The following is a 16358-nucleotide window of genomic DNA, read 5'->3' on the forward strand; positions in this document are numbered from 1 at the left end:
ATCAATGCCAAGCTGAAAGGTATGCCTGGACGCGGCGAGTGGCGTTGTTCCCGATGCGGAAGCGCGATCTGCGTTCGAGGCTGCGGCGAAGGAAGAGCGGCACGCCGCTTGCGGCGTTGTCCGCCGGTTCGGCGGCGATGATGGTCGACATGGAATTTGATCCGAATCCGCGGACGGCTGCGTCAAGGCAGTCCGTCCGACATAAAAGGATCGCGTCACGGCGCTACCGCAACGCGGGGTCAGGCAAGAATCGGATCGGAAGGCGGCGCGCGAGGGCCAATATTGCGCGGAAAGAGCTGGCGATGGAAGGCTTCGGCCTTGCGAGGGAGCTCGACAGTCGCTGCCAGCAGCATCGGTGAGCCGACGAGATCCGTCGGCGTCGGCAGGAGCACGGAGGCTGTGATGCGGCAGGCTTCGCAGCCTCGGAAATGCGCTGCCGTGTCATGCTGCTTCCCCGCCTCGTCAGTGATCCTCACGCAAAGCGTAGGGACCGTTCCATCGGGAAGCGTATATTCGGTAAGGTTTGGAACACCCGCGTCAGCGCTCAGAGCAGGAACTTGATGCGCGAAGCCGACGAACAACAGAGCAACGGCGCACAGAGTGCGCACCGCCCATTGCTCGAATTGCGTCAGATAGCGTTTCATTGTTCCCCGCCGCAAAGGCGCGACGAACCTGATAGCGGCAATCACGGCAAAGCTCAATGCGGCATTCTGTTCGCGCCCTGATGCGGCAGGTCGCTGAGCTCCTGATCGCCGAACCGATCCTGAAAAGAAACGCGGCCGCATATACCAACGTCGCCTGTATCCACATCAGCGGGCCCGCTTTCTCTTATAAAGCGTTAGGGCGGGGGGTCATTTGTATCTCTCCCTGCGTTGATATCAGTCGGAGTGCCGTCAGTAGCCGCAAATGCGACGAGCACCTTAGCGTTGTTTCCTGGCGGATTGGCGAGTTCGTGGGTTTACCGTGACGGTGTTAAGAGTGTTTGCGGCGTCAATGTCTTTCCTATTGCTACCGTGACGGTGGTGGGTGGTGTGGCCGGAAGCGTTTTGTTGCTTCTAACCCCATCCAGCGTATTCGATGGCATCCTGCCATGGCTGTTGCTGGCGGCGACATTGATGCTTGCTGCAGGTTCAAGACTCAGCGCCCAGCTTCGGACGCAGACGCGTGCGAATGCTTTTGCATTCGCAATAGTTCAGTTCTTGCTGGGGCTTTATGGCGGCTATTTCGGGGGCGCAGTGGGTCTCATGATGCTCGCGGCGTGGAGCGCGCTCGGGGGCGGAGACATCAAGAGCCTGAATCCGACAAGAATGGTGATGGTAACTGCCGCGAACGCAGTTGCCGTAGTCGTCTTCATACTGGCCGAGCCTATCGTGTGGCAACAGTGCATTTCCATGACGTTAGGAGCGGTTATCGGCGGGTGGATCGGAGCGCATGTCGGACGCAGGCAGCCATCATCAGTCGTACGAGCGCTCACTCTTGCAGTCGCCGTTTTGACGACGGCGGTGTTCTTTTCCCGAGCCTATCTTTGAGTAGGTCGGGGGCACCTAGGAAGCTGGGTCTACGGTATTGGGGAAGAACTCTCTCGTTTCCCGATCCAGATTGCCAGCTTGCCCGCCGTTATCGAGAATGCCGATCGCCAGACATTGGCGTTCGCACCCAGTAGCCGACCAGGGCATGCCAGTGATGGCGAGGAAAAAGATCAGGATGCCGGCGAATGCCCCTGTCACAGCGTGCAGGTCGCGCCAGAACACCCGACGCGCCGGTGCAGATGGTCGGTGACACCGGCTGGGCTCAGCCGTCCACTCGGCTCATGCGACATCGATGATTTCGGTGATTTTTTCACCCGCCACCGTGAAGATCGACACACCGGATACGTCAATCTCCTGACCCGCTACCCAGCCGTTTGCCAAATCGGAAGCGATAACACCGTTAAACTGGACGTGAAGCACGGTCCTGCCATCTCTTGTCGACGATGATACGACCTTCTGGCGGCGTGATTTGAACATGGAGGCGCTCGACCGTGCGAGTTCCGCAAAGGCATCGCGTCCTTTCAGCGCGTGCGTGGTCTCTCCGCTCATTACATGAAGGAACGATACGCCGCCATCCAACTGTTCGACCATTCTGTCGATATCCTTGAGGTTATATGCGGTCACATAGTCGGCGACAGGGCGCGGCAATGCATCTTGAGACGTCTCACGTTGTTCAGACATAAATAAAGCCTTGATCATGTGTCGAAATCAGTCGCAGGAAAGATAGCCTGCGTGATTGTTTCTCGCTATTTCAAAGGAAGCAACACCCTGTATAACGGCGGTCGACACGCTTCCCGAATGGTTCACGCCACCGCGTTGCGAAAGTGTCTTCGAGGCAATTGTGGCAAAACCAAAACAGCTCTTTGACGGTGAAGAACATGGCAGATCGAGACGACTTTGTCGGTTTGGACGAACGGGCGGTTTTTTATTTTCTCTGCGTATATGAGCATGGATCATTGCGTTCCGCTGCCGAGGCCCTGGGGCTGACGCCATCGGCAATCGGCAGAAAGATCCAAATTCTCGAGCACCAGATTGGATACCCGCTTTTGAATCGAGACCTGCGAGGGTCGAAGCCCACACCGGCAGCTGATCTGCTGGCAAAATACCTGAAGGACCGAAACAAGCGTGACCGCCAGGTTCTTCACCAGATTTCCGAGCATGAGGGGCTGGAGAGCGGGGAAATTGCCATCAGTACGGGTGAAGGCTTCGCTCAGGACATGATGGAAACCGTCTTGGCGGAATTCATGCTCGCTCGTCCTGGCATACGGGTAAAGGTCGCGATTGGAACAACCGAAGAAATCATCAAGGACCTCCTTGAAAACCGTGCCGATGTCGCGATCGCCTATAATGCCAATCGGAACGACGAAATCGAAATCGTTGCTGAGTGCTCAGACCCCTTATGCGCCTATGTGCATCAAAGCCATCCGCTGGCGGGTAAAGGTGAGGCTTATCTAAGCGAGCTCACCGACTATCCGTCTGCGCTGCATTCGAAATCGTCAGGTATTCGAGCAGCAATGACGCGGTTTCAAAACGATGAAGGGATAACGCCGAGGATTCAGTTCGAGACAAGCTCCCTCCAGCTGTTAAAGTCCTATGTCGAGAAAAACATCGGCATTACGTTTCTGCCGGCTTCGGCGGGGACATTCCTGTTTGCTGCGGAGATAAAGAGGATCTCCCTGATAGACGCCGCTTTTGATAATGCAACGAACCAGTTGATGCTGCACCGAGGGCGGGCTCACTCTGGGATCACAATGCAATTGATAGGGATCGCGCGGGAAAAAATGATAACACTGCGAACGAAAGAAGCCCCTTCGAAAAGGAGACGGACTCATTCGTGACGAAAACTGGGTGCAACCCGTAAATCACGGATAGAGGCCCAGCTTTGGAAACTAGTAATGTCAGAGCTCGACAAAATCAGAAACATGACGCGCCGCTCTCCGGCATATTCGAACCCTTCCTCGTCTGGGGATACCAAGATCAGCAGCGGATCATCGACGGTTTCGGAGGGAAATCCTCCGGGACGGCTGTCGGCGTTCAGTAGAATAACGTGAGCCGCTTCAAGTCCTCTCGAAGCGTGGATCGTTTTGAAGGACATGCGCAATCCGGGGTGTCCGTATCGAAGATCCGGCATATTCGGGATGCTCGATCACGATGATCGTAGCCGCGACCTGATCACGCGCGTCTTCGATGGCGCCGATGAAGGGCTGACGCGTGACGATGTCCTCGACAACATTACGCTCTATTGGCTTACCAACACCGCAGTCTCCTCGGCGCGTCTCTACTGGGAAAGCAAGCTTGCCTTCTTTCAGCCGAAAGGAGTCGAGCTGCCGATGGGCGTGAGCGCATTTCCGGACGAGATCTATACCGCGCCGGAAAGCTGGGCGCGAAAGGCCTATCCCAAGCTCATCCACTACAAGCGGCTTTCCAAGGGCGGCCATTTTGCCGCATGGGAACAGCCACAGGTTCTGGCTGAAGAACTGCGCGGAACCTTCCGTCCGCTGCGTTGAGGAAAACGGCGACGCCCGGCAGGATATGCTGGGCGTCGACTATCGAGGCATTCGTGGAACTTACCTGCTACTACAATCCTGGTCGCCTTGACCGGCATTCTGCTGCTCTCGATCGTGATCGATCCGGTGACGGCTGGCGGCCTACTTGCCCCGCTTTTTGTGGCGATGGACCTGTTCGCGCTCCGCTATACGGCTTTCCGGAACCGGCAAACAAACCGTTGGAGCGAGGCAATATTGCTGCCGCGCCCGGTATTACCCAACCTGCTTCACAGCGAGGGTGCCTTTGGCAAGCGGCCTGATCAACGACTTTGCCGAAACGGTCGGATCGAGCCAGTTGGCCCATGCGTTGCGCTCGAGGATGACGATCTGCCGGTCGTGGTAGGGCGCGATATCCGGTCCCGGCGCCATCGTCAGCATCGTGAAGGCCTCTCCAATCTCCGGCGTTTCGCGCCAGATGCCGGCGATGCAGAAGATCGGCTCATCCTTCTTGGTGAACAGCCATTTGTCCTTGCGCTTCTTCTTTGGATCCTGTGGTTCGGTGAACTCGTAAAAGCCGTCGGCGACGATCAGGCAGCGATTGGAAGCGAACTCCCGACCTTCCGACCGAAAATTATACACCGGGCGTTTGTTTGGTCCGGGCCAACTCCAGCGCCGCTGCACGAGCTCGGCCTCATCGCCGGCTCCATCGATCGTCCGGATGATTGGGCCGACGTCGGTAATCTTAATGTCCTCGCGCGCTTCGAGGTTCGGTATGCCCTCACCAAAGCGGATCTTGATCTTCACATCGGCGAAGTCCTTCGCGATCGAAGCAGCATCCACCATCAGCCGATAATCATTGCACATGCGTCCTCCATGACAGGTTGGTTGCTTCGAAAAATTGTTCCTGATATGTTCTGTCCATGATGCGCGCGAAGGTTTTCCAGCCAGACGCCCCGCTCGATGAGCGCCGCGTCATCATAAGACGCCATGACGGCGATGTGGAGATGGTGGAGCTGCCATGGGGGCTGCGTCCCCGCGATGGCGGTCCGCGCGCCGCAAACGTCGTCCGATCGGAAGGACGGAGCTTCCCGACGCACCGCTGCCTGATCCCAGCTTCGGAGTTTCGCCATAGAAGCTTCAGCTTCGCGCTCGCCAATGGCGACTGGTTCTATTTCGCGGGGATCTGGCGGCCGGCGGCTGAGGATTGGCCGGAAGCCTATGCCATCCTTACCATCGAAGCGAATGCCGATATCGCGCCCTTCCATAACAGGCAGATGGCAGTGCTGACACGGGACCAACGCATGGCGTGGCTCGATGGAACTGTTGCCGAAGAGGAAATCCTGCGGCCGCTTCCGGCGGGGACATTCCGGGTCAAGCGCCGGGCTGGCGCCTCCGCTCAGCCCCTCCTGGCGATCTAAAGCGCCAACCGCAGCTGCGGCTCCGTTGAAGCGGCGCGCCGTTCCAGCGAGGAGAGGGTGACACCGAGCAGGCGCATGCCCTTTCGGGTCGGAAAGATCGGCGCCAGCAGCAGGCCGACGATCTCCTCAAGGTCGGCGATCGCGGCCAGAGGAGTGGGAACAGTCTTGCTGCGGGTGATCTGGTTGAAGTCGGCATATTTGACCTTGAGGGTCACCGTCTTGGCGCCGATCCCATTGGCCTCGCAATAACCCCACACCTTTTCGATCAGCGGCAGAAGCCCTTCGCGCGCCGGCTCGTAGGCATGGAGATCTTGCGAGAAGGTATCTTCGGCTCCGACGGATTTTCGTACCCGGTTCGGCTTGACCTGGCGCTCATCGATGCCGCGGGCGATGCCGTAAAAATAGGGACCGGACTTCCCGAAATGATCCACCAGGAATTCCAGCGTCTTTCCCTTGAGGTCGGCACCAGTGTCGATCCCCAGCCGGTGCATCTTTTCGGCTGTTGCCGGCCCCACGCCATGGAATTTCTTGACGGGAAGGGCTTCGACGAAAGCCGGCCCGTTTTTCGGGGTGATGACCGCCTGGCCGTTGGGCTTGTTGAGGTCGCTCGCCATCTTGGCGAGGAACTTGTTATAGGAAATACCCGCCGATGCGTTGAGGCCGGTGACCGCTTTGATCTTGGCGCGTATCGCCAGCGCGATCTCGGTGGCGATGTCCATGCCTTTCAGGTTCTCGGTGACATCGAGATAGGCTTCATCGAGCGACAGCGGCTCGATCAGCGGGGTGTATTCCGCAAAGATTTCCCGGATTTGCTGCGACACCGCCTTGTAGACGTCGAAGCGCGGCGGCACGAAAATCAGGTCCGGGCACTTTCGCTTGGCGGTCACCGACGGCATGGCTGAGTGAACGCCGAATTTGCGCGCCTCGTAACTCGCCGCCGCTACCACGCCGCGAGCGGCGGATCCACCGACGGCGATTGGCTTACCGCGCAGTTCCGGATTATCGCGCTGCTCGACTGACGCATAAAAGGCGTCCATGTCGACATGGACGATCTTGCGCGGCCGCTCGTGACCTTCATCGTTTGTCATGACTTACTTCCATCGGGACCATCTGTGTCCGCCAGACATGGGAAGTGCGCGCCGCATTTGTCACCTTCCGGCGTTTGCATGCGCAACCCATGGCCATCCGCCGGCGGAGTACCGCGAAGCTCGCACCGCCGCCGAACGCTTTCACCAACAGCTTGCGCTCGATCGTGCCATGGCGGTCACATCGCTGACAGATGAATTCGATAACCGGCTCACGATAATCCTTCAGTATCAAATCATTCAACGGCTCCGTCGGGCCATGCGAAAAAATTCCTAATTCAGCCATCGAATTGAATCCGTTCATGGAATTCGTCAGGCCCTCCTCCGCCTCAACTTCAGCGCGCTTCCTGTGCATTGACTCGTTTTTGCTTTGAGAACAAATAAAGAACATATCGCATTTTCTCAAGTCAAAACGGGCTGCCGCAAGGAGATCATGACTGCATCAGTCGCCACTTCGAATGCCGTTCTCAATGGGTTGCGCGAAAAAATCGCCAGCCTGGAAGGAGTGGGTTCGCGCCGTCGCAGTGTCCTGCCGTTCGGCGTTGGCGAGATCGATGCGCGGCTGCCGGGCGGTGGCCTGGCCTACGGCGCGCTGCATGAAGTGGCCGGCGGCGGGAACGGCGCGATCGACGGAGCGGCCGCGGCCCTCTTCATCGGCGGGATTGCGGCCCGTACCACCGGCAAGGTCGTCTGGTGCCTGACGCGTTTCGACCTGTTCTTTCCCGCACTCGCCCAGGCCGGGCTTCACCCCGACCGCGTCATCTTCGTCGAATGCGACAAGGAAGAGACGGTGCTGGCGAGCTTCGAAGAGGCCTTGCGCTATGGCGGCCTCGGCGCGGTCGTCGCTGAGCTGGTGCGCCTGCCCATTACAGCATCGCGCCGGCTCCAGCTTGCAGCGGAAAAGTCCGGCACATTGGGCCTGGTGATCCGCCGCTGGCGGCGCCAGACGGAAGCCTCCGATTTTGGTATGCCGACGGCCGCGGCAACCCGCTGGCGGATCTCGGTGCTGCCGTCCGAGCCGCTTCCGGTGCCGGGTATCGGTCGCGCGCGCTGGCTGGCGGAGCTCATGCGGGTCAGGGCAGGCGAGGGAGGAGAATTCATTATCGGAGCAAGTGATGGCAAGGGTCGTATCTGTCTTTCTTCCGACACTGCCGACCGACCGGATCAGGCGCGCCGATCCTTCGCTCAATCCTGACACGCCGCTGGTGGTAATCGCCAGGAGCGGGTCGAAGCGATGGGTGGCGGCGGCCGATCCGGCAGCTCACAAACTCGGACTGCGCGTCGGCATGCCCGCCGCCAAGGCGCAGGCGCTGGTCCAGGGGCTGGCGATGATCGACGCCGATCCGGCGGCTGACCTCGCGACACTTGAACGGCTGACGCTCTGGGCCTTGTCGCAATATTCTCCCGTCGTTGCCATGGATCCCCCTGATGGCATCGTCATGGATACCGAAGGCGCCGACCATCTGCAGGGCGGCGAGGACCTGATGCTCTCCGGTCTCGTCAACCGTTTCCGCGGCCGGGGTCTCTCGGCGCGAGCGGCGATCGCCGACAGCTGGGGTGCGGCGCATGCGCTCGCCCGGTCAATGGATCGCGAGACGGTTATCATCCCGCGCGGCGAGACCGCCAAGGCCGTAAACCGTTTGCCGCTGTCCTCGCTGCGGCTGCCGGCCGAGATCGTCGGAAGTCTCCGCACGCTCGGCTTCGCCACCGTCGGCGATCTGGCAGCGACACCGCGGGCACCGCTGACGTTGCGTTTCGGGTCCGAGGTTGGACGCCGCCTCAACCAGATCTTCGGCCGGCTCGCCGAGCCCATCGATCCGATCCGGCCGGCGGACCTCGTCGAGGTCCAGAAATCCTTTGCCGAGCCGATCGGGGCAGCGGAGACCATCGAGAAATATGTTAGCCGTCTGGTGCGGCAGCTCTGTCTTGAGCTCGAGAAGCGAGGGCTTGGTGTGCGGCGCGCCGACCTCATCGTTCACCGCGTCGACAACAAGATCCAGTCGCTCCGGGCGGGCACGGCCAAGCCGGTCCGCGACGTCGCCTGGCTGACAAAACTCTTCCGAGATCGGATCGAGAAGATCGAGCCGGGCTTCGGCATCGAGAAGCTGAGCCTCGCGGCCATCATCGCCGAACCGCTTGTTGAGATGCAATCGGCTTCCTCGCTGATCGAAGAGCGGATCACCGATGTGACGCCGCTGATCGACGTGCTGGGAAACCGCGGCGGCCAGCGGATCTTCCGTGTCGCGCCTGTCGCAAGCGATGTGCCCGAACGCAGCGTCCAGCGGATCGCCCCGACGGCCGACGAGGTCGGCACCACCTGGCCGCTCCATTGGCCGAGGCCATCCAGGCTTTTGCCACATCCGGAAACCATCGAGGTGATTGCCCTGCTGCCGGATCATCCGCCGGTCTCCTTTACCTGGCGTGGAAAGCGGCGCCGGGTAAAGCGCGCCGACGGCCCTGAGAGGATCTTTGGAGAGTGGTGGCAGCGCAGTTCGGAATGGGTTGCCGTTCGCGACTATTTCGTCGTCGAGGATGATGCCGGAGAGCGCTTCTGGATTTTCCGGTCCGGCGATGGCGTCGACGCCGATACCGGATCGCGCAAGTGGTTCCTGCATGGGGTGTTTGCCTGATGCGCTACGCCGAGCTGCAGGTCACCACCCACTTCTCTTTCCTTCGCGGCGCAAGCTCGGCGGAAGAACTTTTCGCGAACGCCAAACTCATGGGCATCGAGGCGCTCGGCGTCGTCGACCGCAACAGCCTGGCCGGTATCGTCCGGGCGCTGGAAGCATCGCGCGCCACCGGCCTGCGCCTCGTCGTCGGTTGCCGGCTCGATTTGGCTGACGGCATGTCGATGCTCGTCTATCCCACCGACCGCGATGCCTATTCGCGGCTGACGCGGCTCTTGACGCTGGGCAAGGGCCGGGGTGGCAAAGCCAACTGCATCCTGCATCTCGATGATGTGGCGCACTATTCCGAAGGCCTGATCGGCATTCTCGTACCGGATCTGGCCGACGAGGTCTGCGCCGTGCAGTTGAGGAAGATGGCGGATGTCTTCGGCGGCCGTGCCTACGTCTCGCTCTGCCTTCGCCGGCGCCCGAACGATCAGCTACGGCTGCACGAGTTGTCGAACCTGGCGGCGCAGCACCGGGTGAAGACGGTCGTCACCAATGACGTGCTGTTTCACGAGCCCGGCCGGCGGCAGCTGCAGGACGTCGTCACCTGCATCCGCACCGGCACCACCATCGACGATGTCGGCTTCGAGCGCGAGCGGCACGCGGACCGCTATCTAAAGCCGCCGGATGAAATGGCGCGTCTGTTTCCCCGCTACCCGGAAGCGCTGGCACGCACGATCGAAATCGTCGAGCGCTGCAGGTTCAGTCTGGAGGAGCTCGTTTATCAATATCCCGAGGAAGCGTTGATCCCGGGCATGACCGCCCAGCAATCGCTGGAACACTATACCTGGGAAGGCGTGAAGACGCGGTATCCCGAAGGCTTGCCGACGCATGTCGAAAAGACGATCCGTCACGAGCTGTCCCTGATCGAGACGATGAAATATGCCCCGTATTTCCTGACGGTCTTCTCCATCGTCCGCTTTGCCCGGTCGCAGGGCATTCTCTGCCAGGGCAGGGGATCGGCGGCCAACTCCGCCGTCTGCTACGTGCTCGGCATCACCTCGATCGACCCGGAAACCAACGACCTCCTCTTCGAGCGCTTCGTCAGCCAGGAGCGGGACGAGCCACCCGACATCGATGTCGATTTCGAACACGAAAGGCGGGAGGAGGTGATCCAATGGATCTACAAGACCTACGGCCATCACAAGGCCGCACTCTGCTCGACGGTGACCCGCTATCGTGCCAAAGGCGCCATTCGCGGCGTCGGCAAGGCGCTCGGCCTGCCCGAGGACCTGATCAAGGCGCTTTCCTCCGGCATCTGGTCCTGGTCGGAAACGGTCGGCGAGCAACAGCTGCGCGCACTCGGCCTCAATCCGGACGACCGTCGTCTCGCCTTGACCTTGCGGCTTGCCCAGCAGCTGATGGGAGCGCCGCGGCATCTCGGCCAGCACCCGGGTGGATTTGTTCTGACCCATGACAGGCTGGATCATCTCGTGCCGATCGAGCCGGCGGCGATGGCCGGCCGCCAGGTGATCGAATGGGACAAGGATGATGTCGAGGCGCTCAAAATGATGAAGGTCGATGTATTGGCGCTCGGCATGCTGACCTGCATGGCCAAGGCGTTTGCCTTTATCGGCGAGCACAGGCACCACGATCTCGATCTCGCGACTATCCCGCACGAGGATCCGGCGACCTATGCAATGATCCGCAAGGCCGACACATTGGGCACCTTCCAGATCGAGAGCCGGGCGCAGATGTCGATGCTGCCTCGCATGAAACCGAAAACCTTCTACGATCTCGTCATCCAGGTGGCGATTGTCCGGCCGGGGCCAATCCAGGGCGACATGGTCCATCCTTATCTGCGCCGCCGCGAAGGCAAGGAGAAGGTTGAATATCCGACGCCCGAACTGGAGGCGGTCCTCCACAAGACGCTCGGCGTGCCGCTGTTCCAGGAGTCGGCGATGAAGGTGGCGATGGTCTGTGCGGGGTTCACGGGCGGCGAAGCCGACCAGCTCCGAAAATCCATGGCGACCTTCAAGTTCACCGGCGGCGTCTCACGATTCCAGGACAAGCTTGTGAGCGGGATGATCCGAAACGGCTACACAAAGGAGTTTGCCGAGAAGACGTTTTCGCAGCTGGAAGGTTTTGGCAGCTACGGCTTTCCCGAAAGCCATGCGGCCTCCTTCGCGCTGATCGCCTATGCCAGCAACTACATTAAATGCCATTTCCCGGACGTCTTCTGCGCCGCTCTGTTGAACTCGCAGCCGATGGGGTTTTATGCGCCGGCACAAATCGTACTCGATGCGAAGAAACACGGCGTCGAGGTGCGACCGGTCTGCATCAACCGCTCCCGCTGGGACTGCACGCTCGAGGAGGTGGAAGGCACGGACCGGCACGCGGTACGGCTTGGCATGCGTCTGGTGCGCGGTTTGGCGACCGCCGACGCCGCACGCATTGTCGCCGCGCGCGCCGACGAGCCGTTCGCATCGGTGGATGACATGTGGCGCCGGTCCGGTGTGCCCGTGGCCTCCCTCGTCGAGTTGGCCGAGGCCGACGCCTTCCTGGCGTCATTGCGACTCGAACGACGCGATGCGCTTTGGGCGATCAAGGCGCTACGCGACCAGCCGCTGCCTCTGTTCACGGCCGCAGCCGAACGCGAGGCGCGGGCAGTCGCCGAGCAGCAGGAGCCGGAAGTCGAGCTCAGGCAAATGACCGATGGGCATAACGTCGTCGAGGATTACAGTCACGTCGGGCTGACACTCCGCGAGCACCCATTGAGATTCCTGCGGGCCGACCTTGCCAAGCGCCGGATCGTCACCTGTGCCGAGGCCATGACGGCCCGCGACGGCCAGTGGCTGATGGCGGCCGGCCTGGTGCTGGTGCGCCAGCGGCCGGGTTCGGCAAAGGGCGTGATGTTCATCACCATCGAGGATGAGACCGGCATTGCCAATGTCGTCGTCTGGCCAAAGCTGTTCGAGCGGTCGCGTCGGGTCGTGCTCGGCGCCAGCATGATGGCGATTAACGGCAAGATCCAGCGAGAAGGCGAGGTGGTTCACCTGGTCGCCCAGCAGCTCTTCGACCTTTCGGCCGACCTGTCAGGGCTTGCCGGGCGTGACGGTACGTTTTATCCGCCAACCGGCCGCGGCGACGAGTTCGCCCATGGCTCGGCGAGCAGTCCCGATTCACGCGAAAAAGCACCTCCGGGCGTTCGGGCGAGGGACATGTTCGTGCCGGATCTTCATATCGATACGCTGAAGATCAAGAGCCGGAATTTTCAGTAAACTGGCTAATCGCCTGTTGCAATCGCGGGGTCTTGGGTTAAACGCGTTCGGCGCAATACAGCCTTTCATGCGCAGCTGCCTCGCCGCGACATGGGTCGCCTAGGCGATACCTCATGGGCGGGGAGGACGCGCGCGCAGACAACGAATTCTTCCGCGCCCGGTTCACTCTGGTGTCCGCCTGCTGCTATCGACATAGTCATGGGGAGTGTGGCAAGACCTCGAATGCGTGCATAGTGGGCGGTCAGCGAGGAACAGCGCGGTCAGCGGTCGATTTGCAGCCATGTGCGACGATGTCCGGTGTGCCGCGAGCGCGACTTGGTCGTCGTAGATTTCGATTAGCGTGTAGCTGTCCGTCAGGGTGCTCGACTTGAACAATTCGTACAGGCGGCTACCCGGTTCATTGGCGCGCACCGCAGCGGCCTGGACCGCGAAGGCGCGTTCAAATGCGTCGGTGTTACCCGGCGCGACTGTGAGTTCGACCATCATCCCGATCATCGTATCGCCTCGCATCTACGGCCAACAGAAGCCCGGCCCATAACCGGGCCGGGTCCAGCGACGGATTATGCCTTCGCCACGAACTCCTGCGCGGTGATGGCGTTGGCATAAAAGGGTGCGATCTCAGCAACGAAGTCGTCCTGCTGCTTCCGGGTATAGCCGGCTGACGCGTCGTAGATGACGTTGGTGTGGTAGCCGAGGTCGTGCGCGTTGCGCATCGAAGACTCGACGCACTGTCGCAGCGAAAACCCCGACAGGTAGATCTCATCGATGCGGTTGTTGCGCAGATAGCCGTCGAGCGTGGTTCCGACGAAGACGCTGCTGCCGCCGGCGCGTTCGCGAACGACATGTTCGCCCGCCGCCGGCTCGAAGCCGGGGAAGAAATCGGCCTGCTCGCCCAGAAACGAGCCGTAGTCACGCATCATCTTGCGCAGGCCATATTTGGCCTCGCCAAGCACCTTGAAGGTCGGCTCGAACTTCAGCGAGGCGTGGATCACGTGCATGCCGCGACGGCGGGCCTCTTCGAGAGTGATCTTCGAATTGGCGACGGCGGTGTCGACCTGCTCGCGATCTTGAAACGCCGGATATATGCCACCGGTCGGCGAGAGCCAGTCGTTGACATATTCGATTAGGATCAGCGCGCTCTTGGATGCGTCGGTCATGGTATAACTCCTGGGATGTTTGTTAGGGTCAGGCGGCGATCATCGCGCCTTGCTGGCGCAGGTGCTCGCGAAACAGATCGGGATAGGTGTCGATCACAGCGTTCTTGACACTGGGTCGTTCGGCAAGTGCCGCGCGCCATGCGGTCACGCGTGGCAGGCCAGCGAAGATCGGGTCCGCCACGGCCGGATTGATGATCCCGAAATAGCGGAACAGCGGTGCGTAGACCGCATCGACCAGACCAAAATCCGCCCCGGCGAAATACGGGCCGTCGCCTAGTTCGGCCTCGATCTTGCATAGCCGATCATGGAAGGCGGCCCGCTTGGCGTCGGCGGTCGCCATGTCCTTGGCGTGAAGGAACTGCCAACCCTCCGCAAAGGTCTGGGTGGCGAATTCGATCCAGGCGCGATGCCGGGCACGCACCAATGCATCGTCGGGATACATCGCCGCGCCACCCTGCGTCTCGTTTAGATATTCGCAGATCACGACGCTTTCGAAGAGGATCGCATCCTCACCGTTCGGCTGGCGCACCTTCAGCACTGGCACCTTGCCGGTCGGCGACAAGGCCAGGAACCAGCCGGGCTTGGCCGATAGGTCGACGTTGACCCGGTCGAAGGCCACCCCCTTTTCGAGGAGGACGATCGCGGCGCGCTGGACGAATGGGCACAGCGGGTGGCTGACGAGAGTGAGGTTTTTCTCGGTCATGACGGTGTCTCGATGTGGTGGAATGGAGATCAGAGCGACTGGCCGCCCGACACGTCGAACGTCGTGCCGTTGGCCCAGCCGAAATCGTCGGACAGGATGGCTGCGACCGCGCCACCGATGTCGTCGGGCTGGCCGACGCGGCCGAGCGCGATATTGCCGGCAACAAAGTCATTGATTTGCTTGTCGTCGCGCACCCGGCCGCCGCCGAAGTCAGTGGCGATGGCGCCCGGCGCAATCGCGTTGACGCGGATCTGACGAGCGCCCAGTTCGACCGCCATGAACTTGGTCAGCGTCTGCATCGCCGCCTTGGCGGCGGCATAGAGGCCATAACCGGCCATGGTCGTCCGCACAAAGCCGGTAGAGACGTTGAGGATGCGCCCGCCGTCGACGATCAGCGGCAGCAGCTTCTGGGTCAGAAACAGCGGCCCGCGCAGGTGCATGTCGACCATCTGGTCGAACTGGTCCTCGCTCGCGTCGGCAACCATTACATACAGGCCCTCACCACCGTTGTTCACCAGATAGTCGAACCGGTCGACGCCAAACGTGGTCCCCAGCGTGTGGGTGACCGCCTGCGCGAAGCCGGAAAAGCTTGCCGTGTCAGTGACGTCGAGCGCCAGCATTGCCGCCTTTCCGCCCAGGGCTTCGATCTCTTCAACCAGTGACTGGGCTTCTGCGGCGCTGTTTCGGTAGGTGCCGATGACGCCCACACCACGCCTGGCGAGATGCAGCGCCATGTTGCGACCGAGGCCGCGGCTGGCGCCGGTAATGAGTGCGATCTTCTGAGACATGGCTACGTTCCTTGTGATTTTGATTTTCCGGACGGCACGCCGCTGAGGCGTGGCATTCGCTGCCAGTCAGATAGGCGATTGCTGTGTCCGACGCCCCGCCTGATGCTCTCAATTGCTTGCCTGATTGTCTCAGGCTCTTTGCAGGCGTGAGGATTGATGTCATATTCTTCGGCATGACCGGTAACCTACAGCCCCTTCGCGATCTCGCGCTCCGCCACGGACGGACCGGAATGACCCTGACGCCGATCCCGCGCGTGGTAATCGGCGTGGGGCAAGCGACCTCGGAGACGTCACCGTGTCTCTACCGCTCGATGATCTGCTTTATTCTGCAGGGATCGAAAGAGGTGGCCATCCACGACGACGTGCTGCGCTACGACGCGTCCCAATATCTGGTCAGTGCACTCGATCTGCCTTTAAGCGGACAGATCCATGACGCCGACGACGGCAGTCCCTATGTGGCGGTTTCGTTAGTACTCGATCCGGCACTTCTCGCCGAGGTCGCATCGACGATGCCGGCGGCGCGCGACGCGGACGCTCCAGGCAGTGGCATCGCGATCAACCCGATGACTCCGCCGCTGCGCGACACGCTGCTGCGACTGCTGGCCTTGCTCGACACACCTGCGGACATCCCGGCGCTCGCGCCGTTGGCCGAGCGCGAATTGCTCTATCGTCTCCTACAAGGCTCACAGGGGCGACTGTTGCGCCACATCGCCCGCCCGGAAGGCGCGATCGGCGGCATCCGCCGCGCGGTTGAATGGATTCGCGACCATGGCAACACGCGGCTGCGGATCGAGGCACTGTGCGACGCCGCTGGCATGAGCCGCGCAAGCCTGCATCGACACTTTCTCGCGCTGACTGGATTGAGCCCGATCCAGTATCAGAAGCAGCTACGCCTTCAGGAAGCACGCCAGTTGCTGCTCGCTGGCGACCATAGTGCCTCCGACGTCGCCTATGCGGTCGGCTATGAAAGCGCCTCTCAGTTCAGCCGCGAATATTTGCGGCAATTCGGGGCTCCGCCCGTCCGCGACGTGCGCAGGATCAGGGAGTCGATCGGCGATCAGATTATCAGTTAAAGATCACTGTCAGTTTCGATGTCATCGAGTGCATGCTGTTTAGCGAACCTTGTGTTCTTCCCGCCATGGCCAGCCGCACGTGGACTTTGACAGTCTGCCACCCGTTTCTGTTATTTGTTAAAAAGGTTGCCTTGTGCAGACGGCGCACGCTTAGCCTTTATCGAGAACGAATCCATACCGTAGGCCGGAATTGCTTCGGCTGCACGCTTTGTAGAGCCCATCAACG

General features: G+C 60.9%; 16 protein-coding genes and 5 pseudogenes. 9 read left to right on the plus strand and 12 right to left on the minus strand.

Going from position 1 to position 16358, the window contains the following annotated elements; translation table 11 throughout:
• Window position 1: 1 nt before the first annotated feature.
• Both GGI60_RS23455 and GGI60_RS23460 read right to left on the minus strand, forming a co-directional pair.
• On the minus strand, window positions 2–151 hold the full coding sequence (locus tag GGI60_RS23455; protein WP_183919065.1) for a hypothetical protein: 150 nt from the start codon (window positions 149–151) through the stop codon (window positions 2–4).
• A gap of 88 nt (window positions 152–239) precedes the next feature.
• Window positions 240–644: a hypothetical protein gene (locus GGI60_RS23460; RefSeq protein ID WP_183919064.1), complete on the minus strand. Its 405-nt coding sequence runs from the start codon at window positions 642–644 to the stop codon at window positions 240–242.
• 198 nt (window positions 645–842) lie between these two features.
• On the opposite strand from GGI60_RS23460, the pseudogene GGI60_RS23465 reads away from it, so the two are divergent.
• Window positions 843–1529 (plus strand): annotated as a pseudogene (locus GGI60_RS23465) (sulfite exporter TauE/SafE family protein); the annotation flags it as partial.
• Between the two features lie 107 nt (window positions 1530–1636).
• On the opposite strand, the pseudogene GGI60_RS23470 reads toward GGI60_RS23465, so the two are convergent.
• Together GGI60_RS23470 and GGI60_RS23475 are read right to left on the minus strand one after the other, a co-directional pair.
• A pseudogene (locus tag GGI60_RS23470) lies at window positions 1637–1763 on the minus strand (PepSY domain-containing protein); the annotation flags it as partial.
• A 45-nt stretch (window positions 1764–1808) separates the two neighbouring features.
• Window positions 1809–2228: a nuclear transport factor 2 family protein gene (locus tag GGI60_RS23475; protein ID WP_183919062.1), complete on the minus strand. Its 420-nt coding sequence runs from the start codon at window positions 2226–2228 to the stop codon at window positions 1809–1811.
• 179 nt (window positions 2229–2407) lie between these two features.
• Between GGI60_RS23475 and GGI60_RS23480 the strand changes: the two genes are divergently transcribed.
• Window positions 2408–3367: a LysR family transcriptional regulator gene (locus tag GGI60_RS23480; protein ID WP_183919061.1), complete on the plus strand. Its 960-nt coding sequence runs from the start codon at window positions 2408–2410 to the stop codon at window positions 3365–3367.
• On the opposite strand, the gene GGI60_RS23485 is transcribed toward GGI60_RS23480, so the two are convergent.
• The gene (locus GGI60_RS23485; protein ID WP_183919060.1) at window positions 3358–3624 is read right to left on the minus strand and encodes a hypothetical protein; all 267 of its coding nucleotides are present in this window, start codon (window positions 3622–3624) and stop codon (window positions 3358–3360) included. The genes GGI60_RS23480 and GGI60_RS23485 overlap by 10 nt on opposite strands.
• 43 nt (window positions 3625–3667) lie before the next feature.
• Between GGI60_RS23485 and GGI60_RS23490 the strand changes: the two are divergent.
• Together GGI60_RS23490 and GGI60_RS32805 are read left to right on the plus strand one after the other, a co-directional pair.
• Window positions 3668–4036: pseudogene (locus GGI60_RS23490) on the plus strand (epoxide hydrolase); the annotation flags it as partial.
• Window positions 4037–4120: 84 nt separating this feature from the next.
• A pseudogene (locus GGI60_RS32805) lies at window positions 4121–4303 on the plus strand (sulfite exporter TauE/SafE family protein); the annotation flags it as partial.
• On the opposite strand, the gene GGI60_RS23495 reads toward GGI60_RS32805, so the two are convergent.
• Complete coding sequence (locus GGI60_RS23495; RefSeq protein ID WP_183919059.1) at window positions 4289–4879, minus strand: SOS response-associated peptidase; 591 nt, start codon at window positions 4877–4879, stop codon at window positions 4289–4291. The pseudogene GGI60_RS32805 and the gene GGI60_RS23495 overlap by 15 nt on opposite strands.
• A 56-nt stretch (window positions 4880–4935) precedes the next feature.
• Here GGI60_RS23495 and GGI60_RS23500 point away from each other — a divergent pair, with 56 nt between their 5' ends.
• Window positions 4936–5433: an SOS response-associated peptidase family protein gene (locus GGI60_RS23500; protein WP_183919058.1), complete on the plus strand. Its 498-nt coding sequence runs from the start codon at window positions 4936–4938 to the stop codon at window positions 5431–5433.
• Here GGI60_RS23500 and dinB read toward each other — a convergent pair.
• Window positions 5430–6521, minus strand: coding sequence for a DNA polymerase IV (gene dinB / locus GGI60_RS23505; RefSeq protein ID WP_183919057.1), 1092 nt, complete (start codon window positions 6519–6521; stop codon window positions 5430–5432). The two genes, GGI60_RS23500 and dinB, sit on opposite strands and share 4 nt — an antisense overlap.
• Window positions 6518–6804: pseudogene (locus GGI60_RS23510) on the minus strand (hypothetical protein). The gene dinB and the pseudogene GGI60_RS23510 overlap by 4 nt, the downstream one beginning before the upstream one ends.
• 147 nt (window positions 6805–6951) lie before the next feature.
• Between GGI60_RS23510 and GGI60_RS23515 the strand changes: the two are divergent.
• The 3 genes from GGI60_RS23515 to GGI60_RS23525 are packed head-to-tail and all read left to right on the plus strand — an operon-like array spanning window position 6952 to window position 12411.
• The gene (locus GGI60_RS23515) at window positions 6952–7713 is read left to right on the plus strand and encodes an ImuA family protein (RefSeq protein ID WP_183919056.1); all 762 of its coding nucleotides are present in this window, start codon (window positions 6952–6954) and stop codon (window positions 7711–7713) included.
• A complete protein-coding gene (locus tag GGI60_RS23520) occupies window positions 7634–9148 on the plus strand; it encodes a DNA polymerase Y family protein (RefSeq protein ID WP_183919055.1) in 1515 nt (504 codons plus the stop codon). The genes GGI60_RS23515 and GGI60_RS23520 overlap by 80 nt, the downstream gene beginning before the upstream one ends.
• The gene (locus GGI60_RS23525) at window positions 9148–12411 is read left to right on the plus strand and encodes an error-prone DNA polymerase (protein ID WP_183919054.1); all 3264 of its coding nucleotides are present in this window, start codon (window positions 9148–9150) and stop codon (window positions 12409–12411) included. Before GGI60_RS23520 ends, GGI60_RS23525 begins: the two co-directional genes overlap by 1 nt.
• Before the next feature lie 162 nt (window positions 12412–12573).
• On the opposite strand, the gene GGI60_RS23530 is transcribed toward GGI60_RS23525, so the two are convergent.
• The 4 genes from GGI60_RS23530 to GGI60_RS23545 all read right to left on the minus strand — a co-directional run bounded on the left by GGI60_RS23530 (window position 12574) and on the right by GGI60_RS23545 (window position 15059).
• Entirely contained in the window at window positions 12574–12906 is a 333-nt protein-coding gene (locus GGI60_RS23530; RefSeq protein WP_246720473.1) for a putative quinol monooxygenase, read from the minus strand.
• 65 nt (window positions 12907–12971) lie between these two features.
• Window positions 12972–13568: an isochorismatase family cysteine hydrolase gene (locus GGI60_RS23535; RefSeq protein ID WP_183919053.1), complete on the minus strand. Its 597-nt coding sequence runs from the start codon at window positions 13566–13568 to the stop codon at window positions 12972–12974.
• 28 nt (window positions 13569–13596) lie between these two features.
• Complete coding sequence (locus GGI60_RS23540; protein WP_183919052.1) at window positions 13597–14271, minus strand: glutathione S-transferase family protein; 675 nt, start codon at window positions 14269–14271, stop codon at window positions 13597–13599.
• A 29-nt stretch (window positions 14272–14300) separates the two neighbouring features.
• Window positions 14301–15059: an SDR family NAD(P)-dependent oxidoreductase gene (locus tag GGI60_RS23545; RefSeq protein WP_183919051.1), complete on the minus strand. Its 759-nt coding sequence runs from the start codon at window positions 15057–15059 to the stop codon at window positions 14301–14303.
• Window positions 15060–15232: 173 nt separating this feature from the next.
• On the opposite strand from GGI60_RS23545, the gene GGI60_RS23550 reads away from it, so the two are divergent.
• Window positions 15233–16132, plus strand: coding sequence for an AraC family transcriptional regulator (locus tag GGI60_RS23550; RefSeq protein WP_183919076.1), 900 nt, complete (start codon window positions 15233–15235; stop codon window positions 16130–16132).
• Window positions 16133–16358 lie beyond the last annotated feature (226 nt).

It is taken from the genome of Rhizobium lentis (genome assembly GCF_014200175.1).
GTDB classification, from domain to species: domain Bacteria; phylum Pseudomonadota; class Alphaproteobacteria; order Rhizobiales; family Rhizobiaceae; genus Rhizobium; species Rhizobium mulingense.

Bases quoted from the DNA above. Each gene is read 5' to 3' on its own strand.
- GGI60_RS23500 (WP_183919058.1), top strand. From the start codon at position 4,936: ATGATGCGCGCGAAGGTTTTCCAGCCAGACGCCCCGCTCGATGAGCGC.
- GGI60_RS23525 (WP_183919054.1), top strand. From the start codon at position 9,148: ATGCGCTACGCCGAGCTGCAGGTCACCACCCACTTCTCTTTCCTTCGC.
- GGI60_RS23515 (WP_183919056.1), top strand. From the start codon at position 6,952: ATGACTGCATCAGTCGCCACTTCGAATGCCGTTCTCAATGGGTTGCGC.
- GGI60_RS23475 (WP_183919062.1), bottom strand. From the start codon at position 2,228: ATGATCAAGGCTTTATTTATGTCTGAACAACGTGAGACGTCTCAAGAT.
- GGI60_RS23530 (WP_246720473.1), bottom strand. From the start codon at position 12,906: ATGATCGGGATGATGGTCGAACTCACAGTCGCGCCGGGTAACACCGAC.
- GGI60_RS23480 (WP_183919061.1), top strand. From the start codon at position 2,408: ATGGCAGATCGAGACGACTTTGTCGGTTTGGACGAACGGGCGGTTTTT.
- GGI60_RS23460 (WP_183919064.1), bottom strand. From the start codon at position 644: ATGAAACGCTATCTGACGCAATTCGAGCAATGGGCGGTGCGCACTCTG.
- GGI60_RS23520 (WP_183919055.1), top strand. From the start codon at position 7,634: ATGGCAAGGGTCGTATCTGTCTTTCTTCCGACACTGCCGACCGACCGG.
- dinB (WP_183919057.1), bottom strand. From the start codon at position 6,521: ATGACAAACGATGAAGGTCACGAGCGGCCGCGCAAGATCGTCCATGTC.
- GGI60_RS23485 (WP_183919060.1), bottom strand. From the start codon at position 3,624: ATGTCCTTCAAAACGATCCACGCTTCGAGAGGACTTGAAGCGGCTCAC.
- GGI60_RS23550 (WP_183919076.1), top strand. From the start codon at position 15,233: ATGACCGGTAACCTACAGCCCCTTCGCGATCTCGCGCTCCGCCACGGA.
- GGI60_RS23455 (WP_183919065.1), bottom strand. From the start codon at position 151: ATGTCGACCATCATCGCCGCCGAACCGGCGGACAACGCCGCAAGCGGC.
- GGI60_RS23540 (WP_183919052.1), bottom strand. From the start codon at position 14,271: ATGACCGAGAAAAACCTCACTCTCGTCAGCCACCCGCTGTGCCCATTC.
- GGI60_RS23545 (WP_183919051.1), bottom strand. From the start codon at position 15,059: ATGTCTCAGAAGATCGCACTCATTACCGGCGCCAGCCGCGGCCTCGGT.
- GGI60_RS23535 (WP_183919053.1), bottom strand. From the start codon at position 13,568: ATGACCGACGCATCCAAGAGCGCGCTGATCCTAATCGAATATGTCAAC.
- GGI60_RS23495 (WP_183919059.1), bottom strand. From the start codon at position 4,879: ATGTGCAATGATTATCGGCTGATGGTGGATGCTGCTTCGATCGCGAAG.